Source organism: Thermococcus fumicolans, assembly GCF_055386755.1.
In genome coordinates, this window is sequence record NZ_AP042424.1 from 1,500,650 (window position 1) to 1,515,120 (window position 14,471).

Sequence of the window (14,471 nt, forward strand, 5' to 3'; positions counted from 1 at the left end):
GTTAAAAAGGTTCTGGACGCGAACTGCCTGATAAATCTAAGGAGAGGTCTATGGAATAGGGGAGAAAGGGAGAAACTGTCTCAGCTCCCAACTCCCTTGAGCTCCTCCTCTATGGTCTCGGCAAGCCTCTTTACGCCCTCCCTGATCTTCTCCTCCGGGACGTAGGTGAAGTTGAGCCTCATGGTGTTCTTCCTGTCCCTGTGGACGAAGAATGCCTCGCCGGGGACGTAGGCCACTCCCTTCGCAACCGCCCTCTCCATCATCAGCTTGGTGTCGATGCCCTCCGGGAGCGTAACCCAGACGAACATTCCGCCCTCGGGCTTTGTCCATCTAACGCCCTCGGGCATGTACTCCTCAAGGGCCTCCAGCATGGCGTCCCTGCGCGGTTTGTAGAACTCTATGATCTTGGGTATGTGCTCGTCGAGGTAGCCGTTCTCGACGTACTTCCAGGCTATCGCCTGTCCGAAGGTGTTGGTGCAGAGGTCGATGCTCTGCTTGGCTATCTCCATCTTCCTTATGAGGTGCGGGTGGGCAGCGATCCAGCCTATCCTGAAGCCCGGCGCCAGTATCTTTGAGAAGGTTCCGAGATATATGACGCGGCCGTTCTCGTCGAAGTGCTTGATCGGGGGTATCGGCTGTCCTGAATAGCGGAGCTCGCTGTAGGGGCCGTCCTCCACGATAAGGAAGTCGTACTCGTTGGCGAGCTCGATGAGCCTCTTCCTCCTTTCAAGGCTCATGGTGACCCCCGCGGGGTTCTGGAAGGTCGAGACCGTGTAGACTATCTTAACGCTCTTTCCTTCCTTCCTGAGCTCCTCGAGCTTCTCCTCAAGGAGGTCAACCCTCATGCCCTCGTCGTCCAGGGGGATCGAGACGAACTCCGGGTCGTAGTACTTGAAGGCCTGTATCGCAGCGAGATAAGTTGGGGCTTCCACCACTATGATGTCGCCGGGGTTGATGAACGTCCTCCCGATGAGGTCGAGGGCCTGCTGGGATCCAGCAACCGTCATTATCTCGACCTTGCTCATCGGGATCTCGTAGCGCTTCTCCATCCACCTGGCTAGGGCAAGGCGGAGGGGCGTGAAGCCCTTCGTTGTCCCGTACTGCAGGGCCTTGTCGGCGTGTTCTTCCAGCACTTCAACCGCTATCTTCTTTATGGTCTCAACCGGAAAAGTCTCCGGCGCGGGCAGGCCTCCGGCCAGGCTTATGACGTCGCTCGTCTCAACGAGCTTTAGCAGTTCCCTAACTTCGGAGGCCTTCATCGACAGCGCCTTCTCGGAGAAGAATGAGTCGAAGTTTATGGGCTCAGCGGCGAGTTTCCTTTCGAGCTTCTCCATCTTCTTTTCCACATCCCTTCCCTCCCGATGATCATCTTAATCCATCAGTACTGAACTGTACATGAATAAATCCGGCTCACAGGTTATAAACTTTTCCTTAAAACCGCGCCCAGACCTTTCTGTTTGTAAAGAAAAAGAGTGTAAAATCCCCATGTCTCCCGATGAGCTGTTTGGTATACTGATACGCTAAAAGGGACTTTGGTGTCGGCTTTTGGCAGAACGACTCCGTTCATATTCGAGGTTAGCGGGGGAGGGTGAAGAGGAGCCGTTAAAATTCAGGGTTCACACGGAGAAGGGTTTTGGCGCCGGGGCAGGGATTTGAACCCTGGCGGGCTAACGCCCACGGACTCTCCAGGCCCGCGCCTTCCCAGGCTAGGCTACCCCGGCGCATAAATGAGAGGGATCAGGAGATGAGCTCGATCTCGATGGTGACGTCTTCCGGAACGCGGATGCGCATAATCTGGCGCATGGCCCTTTCGTCGGCCTCGATGTCGACGAGCCTCTTGTGAACGCGGAGCTCGAACCTGTCGAAGGTTGCAGTTCCCTCTCCGTCAGGGCTCTTCCTGGTGGTGATCCTGATCCTCTTGGTCGGGAGCGGTATCGGCCCGCTCATCCTGACGCCGGTCCTCTCGGCTATCTGCTTGATCTGGTCGGTGACCTCGTTGAGGGCCTTGATGTTTGTACTAGCGAGCTTAATCCTTGCCTTCTGCATTTCCGTCCCTCCTAAAAGTTCAGGAAGTAAAGGAAAGGTCAGAGAAGGGCTTCACTCGCCCTTCTGGATGGATATGACCATACCTGCAGCGACGGTCTGGCCCATGTCACGGATGGCGAACCTGCCCATCTGCGGGATCTCCTTGACCGGCTCGATGACCATCGGCTTGGTCGGCCTGAGGATGACGATGGCGGAGTCACCGGTCTTGATGAACTGCGGGTTCTCCTCGACGATGTTTCCAGTCCTCGGGTCGAGCTTAGCCAGGAGCTGCTCGAACCTGACGGCGACCTGGAGGGTGTGCGCGTGGAGGACCGGGGTGTAGCCGACGGTGATGGCGGTCGGGTGGTTGAGGACGATGATCTGGGCCTTGAAGGTGTCCTTCGGCCTGACGACGGTCGGCGGGTTGGTGGTGTGTCCGGCAACGTCACCGCGCTTTATGTCGTTCTTACCAACGCCACGGACGTTGAAACCGATGTTGTCGCCCGGAAGGGCCTCCTGCATGGGCTCGTGGTGCATCTCGATGGACTTAACCTCACCCTGGATCGGCTTGTGGAAGATCGTGCTGGCCGGCTCGAAGATGACGACGTCACCGACCTTGAGAACACCGGTCTCAACCCTACCAACCGGAACGGTACCGACACCCTTAATGGAGTAGACGTCCTGGATCGGGATGCGGAGCGGCTTGTCGGTCGGCTTCGGCGGCTCTGGGATCTGGTCGAGGGCGTCGATGAGGGTCGGGCCGTTGTACCAGGGCATCTTGTCGCTCTTCTTGACGACGTTGTCGCCTTCCCAAGCGCTGATCGGGATGATCGGGAAGTCCTTGTAGCCGAGCATCATGAGGAGCTTCTTGACCTGCTCGGCGACCTGCTTGAACTTCTTCTCATCGTAGTTGACCATGTCCATCTTGTTGATGGCGACGATTATGTGGCCGATACCGAGGGTCCTGGCAAGGAAGGCGTGCTCCTTGGTCTGGGGCATGACACCGTCGGTGGCAGCAACCACGAGAACGGCGGCGTCGGCCTGGCTGGCACCGGTGATCATGTTCTTAACGAAGTCCCTGTGGCCCGGAGCGTCGATGATGGTGATGTACCTGTGCGGGGTCTCGAACTTGGTGTGGGCGACGTCGATGGTGATACCCCTCTCGCGCTCCTCCTTGAGCCTGTCCATGACCCAAGCGAACTTGAAGGACTTACCCTTCTCACCCATCTCCTCGAACTTCTTGATGATGTTCTCCGGTATGTTCGCTGTGTCGAAGAGCAGCCTTCCGATGGTGGTGCTCTTTCCGTGGTCGACGTGGCCTATAAAGACGATGTTAACGTGCGGCTTCTCCTTAGCCATTTCCATACACCTCCAGATTTTGGTCTAGTCTCGTTGACTAGGATGGCTTTTTAAATCTTTCGAACCTCAGTCCCCTCGGGCGGGAAACCCGCCTTTTTCGGGGGGACCTCACGAGTTCCGTCCCTAACTTGAGACGCGAGTTTAAAAAGTTAACTATGGCGGGCATTTTAACGAGAAAGTTCAAATTCAACGGGTATCTTGCAGTCAGGTTCATCTGTGATTTTGTTGAAGGAGCGGGCTATCCATTCCAAACCGCAAACCCCTCAACAACGAGGACATCCAGCCCCGCGTTCCTGAAGGTCTTCAGCGCGTCCGCCGGAGAGCACACTATCGGCTCCCCGTGCATGTTGAAGCTCGTGTTCAGCACCGCAGCAAGGCCACTCCTCCGCTCGAACGCCTTTATGACCCCGTAGTAGGTCGGGTTCACCTCCCTTCTGACCGCCTGCGGCCTCGTGGTGCCGTCGACGTGGAGGACTGCCGGCGCTTCCCTCCTGAACTCTTCGCTCGCGGTGTAGCTCATCGTCATGAACTCATTTGGAGTGCCATTAAGGTCTTCGAGATAGTCCCCGGCCCGCTCCCAGAGCATCGACGGTGCGAAGGGCTGGAAGACGTCCCTCCTCAGCGCGACGTTGAGCCTCTCCTTCACGCTCTCATCGCGCGGGTCCACCAGAATGGAACGGTTGCCCAGGGCCCTCGGGCCGAACTCCATCGCCCCCTGGAAGAAACCGACGAGCTTTCCTTCCTCAAGGGCGTCCGCAACGAAGGAGGGGACGTCCACCTCCTCGTACTCGACGCCCTCGCTTCTCAGGAATCCCTCAACCTCGTCCTTTCCGTAAGCAGGCCCCAGATAAACGTGCTCGAGCTTGAAAGGCCTCCACTTCCCATCGAGTCTTTCCATCTGGGCCTTAACAAAAACCGCCGCCCCGAATGCTAAACCACCGTCGTCCATTGCAGGGAAGACCCAGAGGTTATCATCACCGAGAACGCGCCTCAGAACTGCGTTGGCCTTGACGTTCTGGGCTACACCTCCGGCGTAGGCCACCGGGAGGTCGTACCCTTTCAGTTCGAGGCCCAGCTCTTCAACCAGCTTTTCGAGATGCTTTTGAGCGCTGGCCGCTATCTCGATGGCCTTCTTCTGCAGAACCCCGTCCAGCTTTCCGCGCTTCATTTGGAGGGCTATCTCCCTTGCGTGCCTCAGCGGGTAGTCGAAGAGCTCCGCCAGCTTTCTGGTCGCTTCAACCCCTATAACGCCGAGGTGGTTGTCGAAGGTCAGCCCGTTGAGCTCGATGATCGCGCTCAGGTTGTACTTCGGCCTCCCATAAGCGGCCAGACTCATCACCTTGCCCTCGTGGCGCATCGGCTTGAAGCCGAGGAGTTCCGTAATTGAGGCATAGAAGTCGCCGAGAGAGTCGATGTAGGTGCTCTGGGCGATTCTCACCATCTCGCCGTCCCTCGCGACATAAATCGACGAACTCAGCCCGTCGCCGGCCGCGTCTATGCTCACCACGAGAGCATCACGCCAGCCGCTCGTGTAGTAGGCCGAAGCGGAATGGGCGAGGTGGTGCTCGACGAAGAGGATCTTCCTCTTGAAGTCTCCCCCAAAAATCGCCCGAAGGTTGGCCTCGAGCTCCTGGAGGCGCTTCTGCTTCCTGAAAATCCCCGCGACAGCTATTATCTCGACGTCCTCCGGAGAGGCGTCGGCCATCTCCATGACCTTCCTCACGCTGAGCTCCGGGAAGCCGCGGTACTTCTTCACCCTGTTTAAGCGCTCCTCGTTCACCGCGAAGAGCCTCTCCCCCTCTATCAGCGCCGCTCCTGCGTCGTGGCCGTCGTGGATTCCGAGTATCATAGGAGCGCCTCCATGAGTCCTAGTTTACTCACGAGTAATTTACTCTTGAGTAAATTACTCAAAAGTATATTGCAGGAAAAGAAAACTCAGTAAGTCCTCGCGAAGCGCGCGATGAACTTCGCCTCCCTGCCGCAGACAGGGCACTTCTTCCCTTCGGGGGCCTTGGCCTTCTCCTCCGGATAGGGCGTTCCGAGCATCTTGGCGTCGAGCTCCTCCTCCATCTTGAGGCCGCACTCCTCCTCGCCGCACCAGGGAATCTCCACTATTCCGCGCCTGTCCTCAAAGACCGCCTTAGCCTCCTCGATGGTGTCGACGCGCTTGATGTGGCTCTCGAGGAACTCCTTAGCACGGCTGTAGAGGTTCTTCATTATCTCGTCGAAGGTCCTCCTGACGGCCTCGACTATCTCCGCCCTTTCAACAACCTCCTTGGTGAGGGTGTCGCGCCTCGCTATGACAGCCTTCTTGCCCTCGACGTCCCTCGGGCCGACCTCTATCCTGACGGGGACTCCCTTCATCTCCCAGTCGTAGTACTTCCTGCCCGGCCTTATATCGCGCTCATCGACGTGGACGCGGATTCCGGCGTTCCTAAGCTCCTCCGCTATCTCCCTCGCGTAGGCGAAGACGTCTGCTTCTGCGTCCTTCTTCGGGATCGGGACTATAACTACCTGTATAGGCGCTATCGTCGGCGGAAGGACGAGGCCGTTGTCGTCGCCGTGGATGGCCATAACGGCTGCCAAAAGGCGCTCGCTCATTCCGAAGGTCGTCTGGTGGACGTACTCGTGTTTGCCCTCCTCGGTCTCGTACTTTATGTCGTAGGCCTTCGCGAAGTTCTGGCGGTAGTTGTGCATCGTGCCTATCTGGAGCGTCCTTCCGTCGGGCATCATGACCTCGGCGCCGAGGGAGTAGTAAGCCCCGGGGAACTTGTCCCAGTCCGGGCGCTTTGAGACGATGTAGGGAACCGCGAGGAACTTCGCGAGGCGGTCGAATATCTCGAGGTCCTCCCTTATCTGCCTTTCAGCATCTTCATAGCTGTCGTGGGCAGTGTGGGCCTCAAAGAACCTGCTTATCTCCCTCACGCGGATGAGGGGCCTCGTGTGCTTGGTCTCGTAGCGGTAGGTGTTGACTATCTGGTAGACCTTGAAGGGAAGGTCGGCGTGGGAGCGAATCCAGAGCGAGAACATGGAGTACATTGCCGTCTCGCTCGTGGGTCTGAGGATGAGCCTGATGTCGAGCGGGTCGTGGCCGGCGTGGGTTACCCAGAAGACCTCGCCCTCGAAGCCGGCTATGTGCTCCGCCTCCTTCTGGAACTCGGTCTCCGGAATGAGGGCAGGGAAGAGAACCTCCTCGTGGCCGGTTCTCTCCATCTCGGAGTGGATGAACCTCTCGATGTTGCGCATGATTTTAAGACCGTAGGGAAGCCAGATGTTCATCCCCTTGACCGGATAGCGCTTGTCCTGGATTCCAGCGGTCTCGATGAGCTCGTTGTACCACTCGCTGAAATTCTCGCTCCACTTTTCCCTTTTAACTTTACCCGCCATCTACACCACCTAGCCGTTGGACGTAAAAGCCGTTTATTAAGTTTTTTCCAAACTCAGGAAAAACGGAAGAGAGGGATCTCAGAACTTCAAAACTCTCGCCAGAACTATGAGCGGATCCCAGACCGGGGCGAAGGGCGGCGCGTAGGCCAGGTCGGTGAAGAAGGCGTCCTTTGTCGTGAAGCCAGCGGTGAGCATCGCCGCGGCGGTGTCTATCCTTGGGAGGATTTCAGCGCCGACCGCCTGGAGGCCGAGGAGCCTGTTCGTCTCGTTGTCGACAACTCCTTTCAGCCATATCGGCCTCGAACCCGGGTAGTAGTGAGGTCTCGTTCCGGCCTTTATGAACGCCGTCCTGACGTCGTAGCCCTCCTTCATCGCCTCAGCCTCTGTAAGGCCAGTCTTTCCAATCTCGACGTCGAAGAACTTGGTGACGCTCGTCCCGAGGACGCCCGGGAAGTGAACCTCCTTTCCGGCTATGTTGCTTCCCGCGACGTAGCCCATCTTGTTTCCTGCTGGAGCCAGCGGAATCCAGACGCGCCTTCCGGTTATGAGGTGCTTGGTCTCAGCAACGTCTCCAGCGGCGTAAACGTTCTCCACGCTCGTTTCCATCCTCTCGTTCGTCCATATCGCGCCAGTCTCGCCTATCCTGACGCCTATCTGTTTTGCCAGCTCGATGTTGGGCCTTATTCCAGTCGCGACGATGACGATGTCCGCTTTGTACTCGCCGGCGTCGGTTATCACCTTCTCGACCCTCTCCTTACCCTCGATGCGGAGCGTTATCTCCTCGGTCCTCAGGTTGATCTTCTTCCTCATCTCCTCCTCAAGGACGTCGGTGATTTCCTTGTCGAAAGCTTTCGCCATTATCCTCTCGTTCCTCTCTATCAGCGTGACGTTCTTGTTCTGAGCCGCGAAGGCTTCCGCCATCTCGACGCCTATGTATCCGCCGCCGATGATGACGACGTTCTCAACGGGGTTCTTCTCCAAGTACTCCCTTATGGCAACCGCATCCGGCGGGAGGTCGGCCGTGAAAACTCCCGGAAGGTCTATCCCCTCGATTGGGGGCACCCTCGGAGAGGCGCCGTTCGCGAAGACTAGGTAGTCCCACTCGTAGGTGTGCTCTCCATCGGGCTCCCTGACGCGCACCTTCCCTCCCTCAACCTCGATGACCTCTGACTTCATGTGCAGGTCTATGCCGCGCTTCTTGATGAAGACCTCCGGAGGGTAGTGCATGAGCTTCTCCTTCGGGGAGATGCCCTCAACGACGTAGGGAACGCCGCAGGGGGCGTGGCTCACCCACTCCGTTGCTTCGAAGACCTTGACGTCCCACTCCGGCTTCAGCCTTTTAACGCGTGAGGCAGCGCTCATTCCGGCCGCTCCACCGCCTATGATAACCACCGTTTTCTTCATCCCGTATCACCACAAAAGGTTCAAAACCAGAGGTTAAAAATTTGCCTCAGGTCTTTCTAAGGATCACCTCGTAGGTTTTGTCGCCCTTCATAACGCTCAGAACGAGGCTCTTATCGTAGTCTATGAACTTGGCGCCGCCCAATGAGTACCCCTCTTCCTCTAGGAACTCCCTGATTTTCAGCCCCAGATCCTCAAAGAGCTCCGCCGCCAGGGTTGCCAGGCTGGGCTCCTCTATCCTCAGCTCCTCATGGTACCTCCTGGCCAGTTCAAAAACATCAACGCCATCACCCATTTCGATCACCTGTTTTTCCTACGTTGCAAACCTTTTTATTACCTACCCACATACCCATCCATCGGCTGGAGGTGAGAAGATGGCTGGCCTGAAGTTCTGTCCCAAATGCGGCACTCTCATGCGTCCTGACAGGAAGAAGAACGCCTGGGTATGCCCGAACTGCGGCTACGAGGAGCCAATCACTGACGAGGATAAAAAGAACGCCAAAATAACCCAGAAAATCGAGCACAAGCCGGACGAGGGAATCATTGTCATCGACCAAGACGTCAAGACGCTCCCGACCACCAAGATAACCTGCCCCAAGTGCGGCAACGACACGGCCTACTGGTGGGAGATGCAGACGAGGGCTGGAGACGAGCCGAGCACTATATTCTACAAGTGCACCAAGTGCGGCTACGTCTGGAGGTCTTACGAATGAGGGACGAGGTTCTCCGCAGGCTCGCGGAGAAGGCCCTCAAAGAGCTCGAGGAGGCCTACCGCAGGATACCCGAAACGGACAATGGAAAAGCTTATCTATTCCGGGGAAAAGAAAGGGTTAGGCTTATGCTCGAGATACTGAATAAGGAGGGGTAAAGATGCCGTTTGAGATCGTTTTTGACGGGGCAAAGGAGTTTGCCGACCTTATAGCCACGGCAAGCAACCTCATAGACGAGGCGGCTTTTAAAGTAACGGACGAGGGCATAAGCATGCGCGCCATGGACCCCAGCAGGGTCGTTCTAATAGACCTCAACCTCCCCGAGAGCATATTCTCCAAGTACGAGGTGGAGGAAGAGGAGACGATCGGGATCAACATGGACCACTTCAAGAAGATACTCAAGCGCGGGAAGGGCAAGGACACCCTCATCCTCAAGAAGGGGGATGAGAACTTCTTGGAGATAACCTTTGAGGGCACAGCTAAGAGAACCTTCCGCCTTCCGCTCATAGACGTTGAGGAGCTAGAGCTGGACCTCCCCGAGTTGCCGTTCACCGCTAAGGTCGTCCTCCTAGGGGAAGTCCTCAAGGAGGCCGTAAAGGACGCCTCCCTTGTCAGCGACGCGATGAAGTTCATAGCCAAGGAAAACGAGTTCAGCATGAGGGCAGAGGGTGAGACCAACGAGGTCGAGATTAAGCTCACCCTTGAGGACGAAGGTTTGCTCGACATTGAGGTCGAGGAAGAAACCAAGAGCGCCTACGGTATCAGCTACCTCGCGGACATGGTCAAGGGGATAGGCAAGGCAGATGAGGTGACGATTCGCTTTGGAAACGAGATGCCCCTCCAGATGGACTACTTCATCCGCGACGAGGGCAAGCTGACTTTCCTCCTTGCGCCGCGCGTCGAGGACTGATCCTTTAACTTTTCTTTTGGTGGTGGCAATGGACATCATCAAGCTCAGGGAGATGCTCGAGGGCGAGCTTTCCAGCGACGAGTTGACCCCTATAGACGAGAGCTTTTACGCCGACTACGATAGTCTAGTGAAGGCCCTGAAGCTCAGGGCGGAGAGCTCGAGGGAGATGGGGGAAGAGGTTGAGGAGAGGCTTTATCTAGAGCAGCTCAGGATCGCCGAGGGGCTAATGCGCGACATACTCCGGGTGAGGCTCCACAAACTCGTCGATATGGTCTTCTCAGGGGCCTCGCCGTCGCTGGTTGAAGAGGAAAGGAAAATGTTCTTCATTTTAAAGGCCTTTGTTGAAAGGGAAGAACTCCCCACTCCCAGGGCTGATGTGGAGGAATCCGCACCTATTGAGGAGACCTCTGCGGTAGTTGAGCCGGCTAGAAAGGTCGTGTCTGAAGCTTATATCGTCCTTGATGACCTGCCCCAGATACTCGACGAGAACTTGGAGGAGTACGGCCCGATAAGAGCTGGGGACCTGGTGGTTCTCCCTAAGAGCATCGGGGAAGTTCTCTTAAAACGGGGAGTCGCCCAGAAGGTCAGGCTCTCATTCTGAGGAAAATTAAGAAAAGAGGAAAATCAGCCGTAGATGGCCAGGTAGTACTGGAGGGTGTACTGGGCGAGGAGGGCGTATTTGTAGGCCTGCTTCATGTAGTACTGGCTGACCATGGGGTCGTAGAGGGCGTATTTAGCGGCCTTACCCCTGAACTCCTCGGACTTCTGGATGTACGCGTTCGTTACTGCCGCCACTCTCGCCACAGTCTGAACCGGGAGTGTCTCCATGGCCTCGGTGAGCTCGGTGTAGTACTCGTCCACAGTTTCTTCGTACTTGGTCTCGATCTCTTTAACCTTCTCTGTCTCCTTGGTCTTCTGGCTGAGGACCAGCAGGGTGTCCGTGTATCCGTAGTTCGGGTTTATCACGGTTATGTGGAGGAGGTTGTCGCCGGGCTTGACCTGGTACTGGAACTCGACCTTTCCAAGGGTCGTGTAGTAGTACTTGCCGTCGACGTACACCTTGGTGTCGCTGGTTATTAGATCGCCGTTCTCCGGATCGCGGAGCTCGAGTGTTATCTTTACGGTGTTGCCTGGCTTGATGTCCCCCTCAACGTACGGGACCACGGCCACCTGTGGGGTGCCGACGTCAACTATAACTGGCGCGTAGTCCACGAGCTTTCCGGTCTCGGCATCAACGACCTTGAGGACTCCGAGGTAGGTTCCCTCCTCGTTCGTGTTTATCTTGACGTTAACGCTCCTCTCATCGTCGTTCTTCACCTGAAGGCTCGAGGGTTCTACCTGGATGTCCCCGTTGTCCCCGAGGAGCTGGTAGTAGAAGGTGTAGTGGATCGGGTTGTAGCCGACGGTGTCGTAGCCGTACACCGCTATGAGGTAATATCCAGGCGCGGGCATGAACTTCTCAAAGTACTCGTAGGCCGTCGGCCCTATCTGGTCTGTGTAGAGAACGTAGTTGGTGAAGTTCTTGAGGTCCTCATAGGTCGGGAAGTAGTAGACGTAGAGATCGAGATCAGCCTTCGGATCCTCCGGGTTCGTAATGCCCACCCTGAGGTAGTAGTCGCTTGAGGTAACCGGAATGTATCCGATCACGTCCCAGTCATCCTGGTTAACGGTGCGGTTCATGGCGTAGGCGACGTCCAGCCTTCCAACACCCATGCCTGTGACGTTGACCTTTACGTCACCGTAGCCCCTGTTGACGAGGTCAACCTGGGTCTTCACGACTCCCGGCTTGTCCGAGTAGGCCCTTACTATGTGCGGTGAAACGCTGAGCGAAGCGGCCTCAACCTCGATCTTGTAGTGGGACTCATCGTAGCCGGTCCTGGGCTTGGTGAACGTGCTGGTGTAGGCTGTTATCTCCCATGTGCCCGGCTCGGGGTCCTCAATAACCCATGTGTATTCATTGGGCCCTCCTGGGCCAACGAAGTAGTATCCCGGAACGTATTTAGCTACGACCGCGCCCTCGGGCCTCGCTATCATAAGCGTAGTCCTTCCCATGGGGTTTCCATTATCGTCGAGGGGCACCCTGAGGGTAACGCGGAGCTCCTTGGTTCCCGGAGCGACCTGGAAGTAGTAGTGCTTGGCGACGCCAGGAAGTGCAGTGTCGCTCAGGGAAGCGTGGCTCTCGCCGTTGAAGTTCATGGGCATGTCGACTATAACCGGGATGAAACCGTCGATGTAGCTGGTGTCAGGATCGTCGATATAGACGAGACCAACGTAAAGGTAGCCCGGCTGGAGCTTAGAGTAGTCTATCTGGATTGAGAAGGCACCGATGGTCTGCTGGCCAGCGGCAACGGTGTGGGTGCTCGGGGTGATCCAGTCGACGTTTGTGCTTATCGTGTAGGTCTTCTCCTCCCCGGTGTACCAGAGGCCTATTCCCGGGTGGTAGTCCATCGGGTAGAAGTATAGCGGTACGCTGTCCGGGAACTCGTTCCTTATGTAGACGCCGCGGTAGAGGTACGGTAGGTTAAACATGCCGTAGAAGTAGCTGTTGAACTCAACGTAGGCGGGGCTGAGCGGTATCTTCTTCTTGTCGAGGGCGTTTCTGAAGCCGGTGAAAGTTGTTCCACCGTAGATGTAGGTGGTGGGTTCTTTGCTGAGGTTTTCGAGGGCCGCTATAGCGTCCTTAACCTGGATCAGGCCAAATCCCTCGTCGATCATCGTGGTCTCCTCGAGGTGCTTTCCTGTCATCTCGAGGGCGCGCTTGATCATGAACGGATCGTACCTGAGGCCGTGGGCCTTTGCGTAGCTTATCATGAGCGCCACCGCACCGCTGACGTGCGGGGTGGCCATGCTGGTTCCGTCCCATATGCCGTAGTACCTGTAAGCATTACCCGTAAGAACTGTGTACCAGAGGGGTAGGCTTGAGAATATCATCTCTCCCGGCGCGGTTACGTCCGGATCGAGGAGACCGTCCATCCTCGGCCCCCTGCTGGAGAAGCTCGCCATAGTGTCGGCAACGCCGTCAACTCCGTAGAATATCTTCCAGCGCTGGCTTGAGCGGTACGCTCCAACGGTTATGACGAGGTCGCTGTCACCAGGAGAGTGAACAGTGTTGGTGGTCGGTCCCTCGTTTCCTGCCGCTATTGCGAAGGTAACGCCGAAGTAGTCGGTTATGAAGTTGGCGTAGAATATCTCCGGATTTTCAAGACCGTCGTTTATCTCCCCACCTCCGCCAAGGGACATGCTTATGACGTCGGCGCCGTGAAGAGCAGCGTAGAACATTCCGTTGATTATCCAGCTCATCCTTCCGAATCCAAGTTCACCGGGGAGAACCTTGACCTCCATGAGCTGGGCGTTGGGGGCCATTCCATAGACACCGGAGAACACGGGATCGTCGGGCAGGCCCACTCCAGCAACGGTTCCGCTGACGTGGGTTCCGTGGCCGTGTGCGTCCCACATGAACATGGCGTAGCCAATTCCCGGGCCGTAGGGTATGTCAAACGGGTAGTTCTCGTCGTTGCTCATGTCGCCGATGTGCACCCTCGCGAGGGCTATGTCAACCTTGGTGCTCGGGACCTGGACGTAGGAACCAGTCTCGTCGAAGAGCTCGAGTGGCTGATCGTCGGTGAAGTCGTTGTTGAGGTTGAGGTCGATGTAGGCAATTAAGTTGCCGCTCTGGTTGACTACAAGGACGGGGTAAACGTCGCTGAGGTCTCCGAAGAGGCCGAGATCGTAGGGATCGTAGGGGGTTCCGTTGAAGTTGTTCAGGTCGAAGTACCTCTCCGGAAGGAGGCCGAGGTAGTACTCGCTTCCGGTTATGTTGCCAACGTAATAGGCGGTCATGTTATAGTAGGTGACGGAATCGTGACCGTAGTATATGGCATAGAGACCCCAGTAAACCGGGACGGCCATGTTGACGACTATGGTACCATCCTGGGTCTCGTTGGTGGCGTAGTAAAGCTGGGCTATCCCCTCGTCGCTGGCATCGTAGATGTCTATTATCTTCCTCCTGCCGTCGAGGGTGGTCTGGAGGAACGGGTGGCCGACGTCAATGCCTGTGTCAAGAACCGCAACGGTGACGTTGTCTCCGAGGACCCCGTATCCGACCCACGTGTCGTAAGCCTGAGTGGTAAAGACGCTGAGGAACATGTCGGGCATCTGCGGTGTCTCTTTTGAGGGTAGTGCATCGGGCTCCTTGACGGGCTCCGGGAGCTTGACCATCTCGTCTTTCCAGATCCCGATTATCCCATCGATCTGCTTGAGCTTCTCAAGGTTCTCCCTCGGGATCGTGGCGACTATGAACTGGTACTGGGGCTTGCTGATGGGGTCGATCCTTCCGATCTTGGCGATCTCGTTGTAGACTTCCATAGCCCTGTCCCTGCTCGGTGCTATGATGAGCCTTACCTCCTTCTCACCGCTGCTGAAGAACTTCTCGATCTGCTTGTCAACGGGCATGAGCTTTGCAGTAGCAGGGTGCTGATTCATAACATTCTGTACATTATTCGTGGCAATAACTGGCGCTGAGGTCACTGGAACGATGGCCAATGCCATAATTAAAACAACCAAGAGGCCAATGGTTTTTCTTCCCATGATTCAGGACACCTCCATGCGGTATTGTGCATTGATGTATAAACGGAAGGACATTATTAAATTTTCCCTCCCCGACCGGGAGCGAGAGATCC

At 56.5% G+C, this 14,471-nt stretch carries 12 protein-coding genes and 1 tRNA gene; 4 read left to right on the plus strand and 9 right to left on the minus strand.

Translation table 11 applies throughout. The features are described from left to right. Positions 1 to 80 precede the first annotated feature (80 nt). From ACZ5AM_RS08415 to ACZ5AM_RS08450, 8 genes are all read right to left on the minus strand, one after another. Positions 81 to 1,334: an aminotransferase-like domain-containing protein gene (locus ACZ5AM_RS08415; RefSeq protein WP_464916081.1), complete on the minus strand. Its 1,254-nt coding sequence runs from the start codon at positions 1,332 to 1,334 to the stop codon at positions 81 to 83. 300 nt (positions 1,335 to 1,634) lie between these two features. Beyond that, positions 1,635 to 1,721, minus strand: a tRNA-Ser gene (locus ACZ5AM_RS08420). Between the two features lie 16 nt (positions 1,722 to 1,737). Next, positions 1,738 to 2,046: a 30S ribosomal protein S10 gene (rpsJ, locus tag ACZ5AM_RS08425; RefSeq protein WP_012571711.1), complete on the minus strand. Its 309-nt coding sequence runs from the start codon at positions 2,044 to 2,046 to the stop codon at positions 1,738 to 1,740. 51 nt (positions 2,047 to 2,097) lie between these two features. Then, the gene (gene tuf / locus ACZ5AM_RS08430; RefSeq protein ID WP_464914552.1) at positions 2,098 to 3,384 is read right to left on the minus strand and encodes a translation elongation factor EF-1 subunit alpha; all 1,287 of its coding nucleotides are present in this window, start codon (positions 3,382 to 3,384) and stop codon (positions 2,098 to 2,100) included. A 238-nt stretch (positions 3,385 to 3,622) separates the two neighbouring features. Beyond that, positions 3,623 to 5,233 carry a carbamoyltransferase family protein gene (locus tag ACZ5AM_RS08435; protein WP_464914553.1) on the minus strand — a complete coding sequence of 537 codons (1,611 nt, stop codon included), beginning with the start codon at positions 5,231 to 5,233 and terminating at the stop codon, positions 3,623 to 3,625. Positions 5,234 to 5,319: 86 nt separating this feature from the next. Then, positions 5,320 to 6,771, minus strand: a complete 1,452-nt coding sequence (proS, locus tag ACZ5AM_RS08440; RefSeq protein ID WP_464914554.1) for a proline--tRNA ligase — start codon at positions 6,769 to 6,771, stop codon at positions 5,320 to 5,322. A gap of 78 nt (positions 6,772 to 6,849) precedes the next feature. Then, the gene (gene cdr / locus ACZ5AM_RS08445; protein ID WP_464914555.1) at positions 6,850 to 8,175 is read right to left on the minus strand and encodes a CoA-disulfide reductase; all 1,326 of its coding nucleotides are present in this window, start codon (positions 8,173 to 8,175) and stop codon (positions 6,850 to 6,852) included. Positions 8,176 to 8,221: 46 nt separating this feature from the next. Next, positions 8,222 to 8,467, minus strand: a complete 246-nt coding sequence (locus ACZ5AM_RS08450) for a hypothetical protein (protein WP_464914556.1) — start codon at positions 8,465 to 8,467, stop codon at positions 8,222 to 8,224. An 88-nt stretch (positions 8,468 to 8,555) separates the two neighbouring features. On the opposite strand from ACZ5AM_RS08450, the gene ACZ5AM_RS08455 reads away from it, so the two are divergent. From ACZ5AM_RS08455 to ACZ5AM_RS08470, 4 genes are read left to right on the plus strand one after another with little or no spacing between them, the layout of a single operon-like run. Then, positions 8,556 to 8,885, plus strand: a complete 330-nt coding sequence (locus tag ACZ5AM_RS08455; RefSeq protein WP_464916082.1) for a transcription factor S — start codon at positions 8,556 to 8,558, stop codon at positions 8,883 to 8,885. Next, positions 8,882 to 9,040 (plus strand): hypothetical protein, encoded by a 159-nt coding sequence (locus tag ACZ5AM_RS08460; protein ID WP_464914557.1) that lies wholly within the window; start codon positions 8,882 to 8,884, stop codon positions 9,038 to 9,040. Before ACZ5AM_RS08455 ends, ACZ5AM_RS08460 begins: the two co-directional genes overlap by 4 nt. 2 nt (positions 9,041 to 9,042) lie before the next feature. Next, positions 9,043 to 9,792, plus strand: coding sequence for a DNA polymerase sliding clamp (locus tag ACZ5AM_RS08465; RefSeq protein ID WP_464914558.1), 750 nt, complete (start codon positions 9,043 to 9,045; stop codon positions 9,790 to 9,792). Positions 9,793 to 9,820: 28 nt separating this feature from the next. Further along, positions 9,821 to 10,393 (plus strand): DNA replication complex subunit Gins51, encoded by a 573-nt coding sequence (locus ACZ5AM_RS08470; RefSeq protein ID WP_464916083.1) that lies wholly within the window; start codon positions 9,821 to 9,823, stop codon positions 10,391 to 10,393. 23 nt (positions 10,394 to 10,416) lie between these two features. Here the strand turns inward: ACZ5AM_RS08470 and ACZ5AM_RS08475 are convergent, their stop codons facing one another. Further along, a complete protein-coding gene (locus ACZ5AM_RS08475) occupies positions 10,417 to 14,379 on the minus strand; it encodes a S8 family serine peptidase (RefSeq protein ID WP_464914559.1) in 3,963 nt (1,320 codons plus the stop codon). Positions 14,380 to 14,471: the final 92 nt, after the last annotated feature.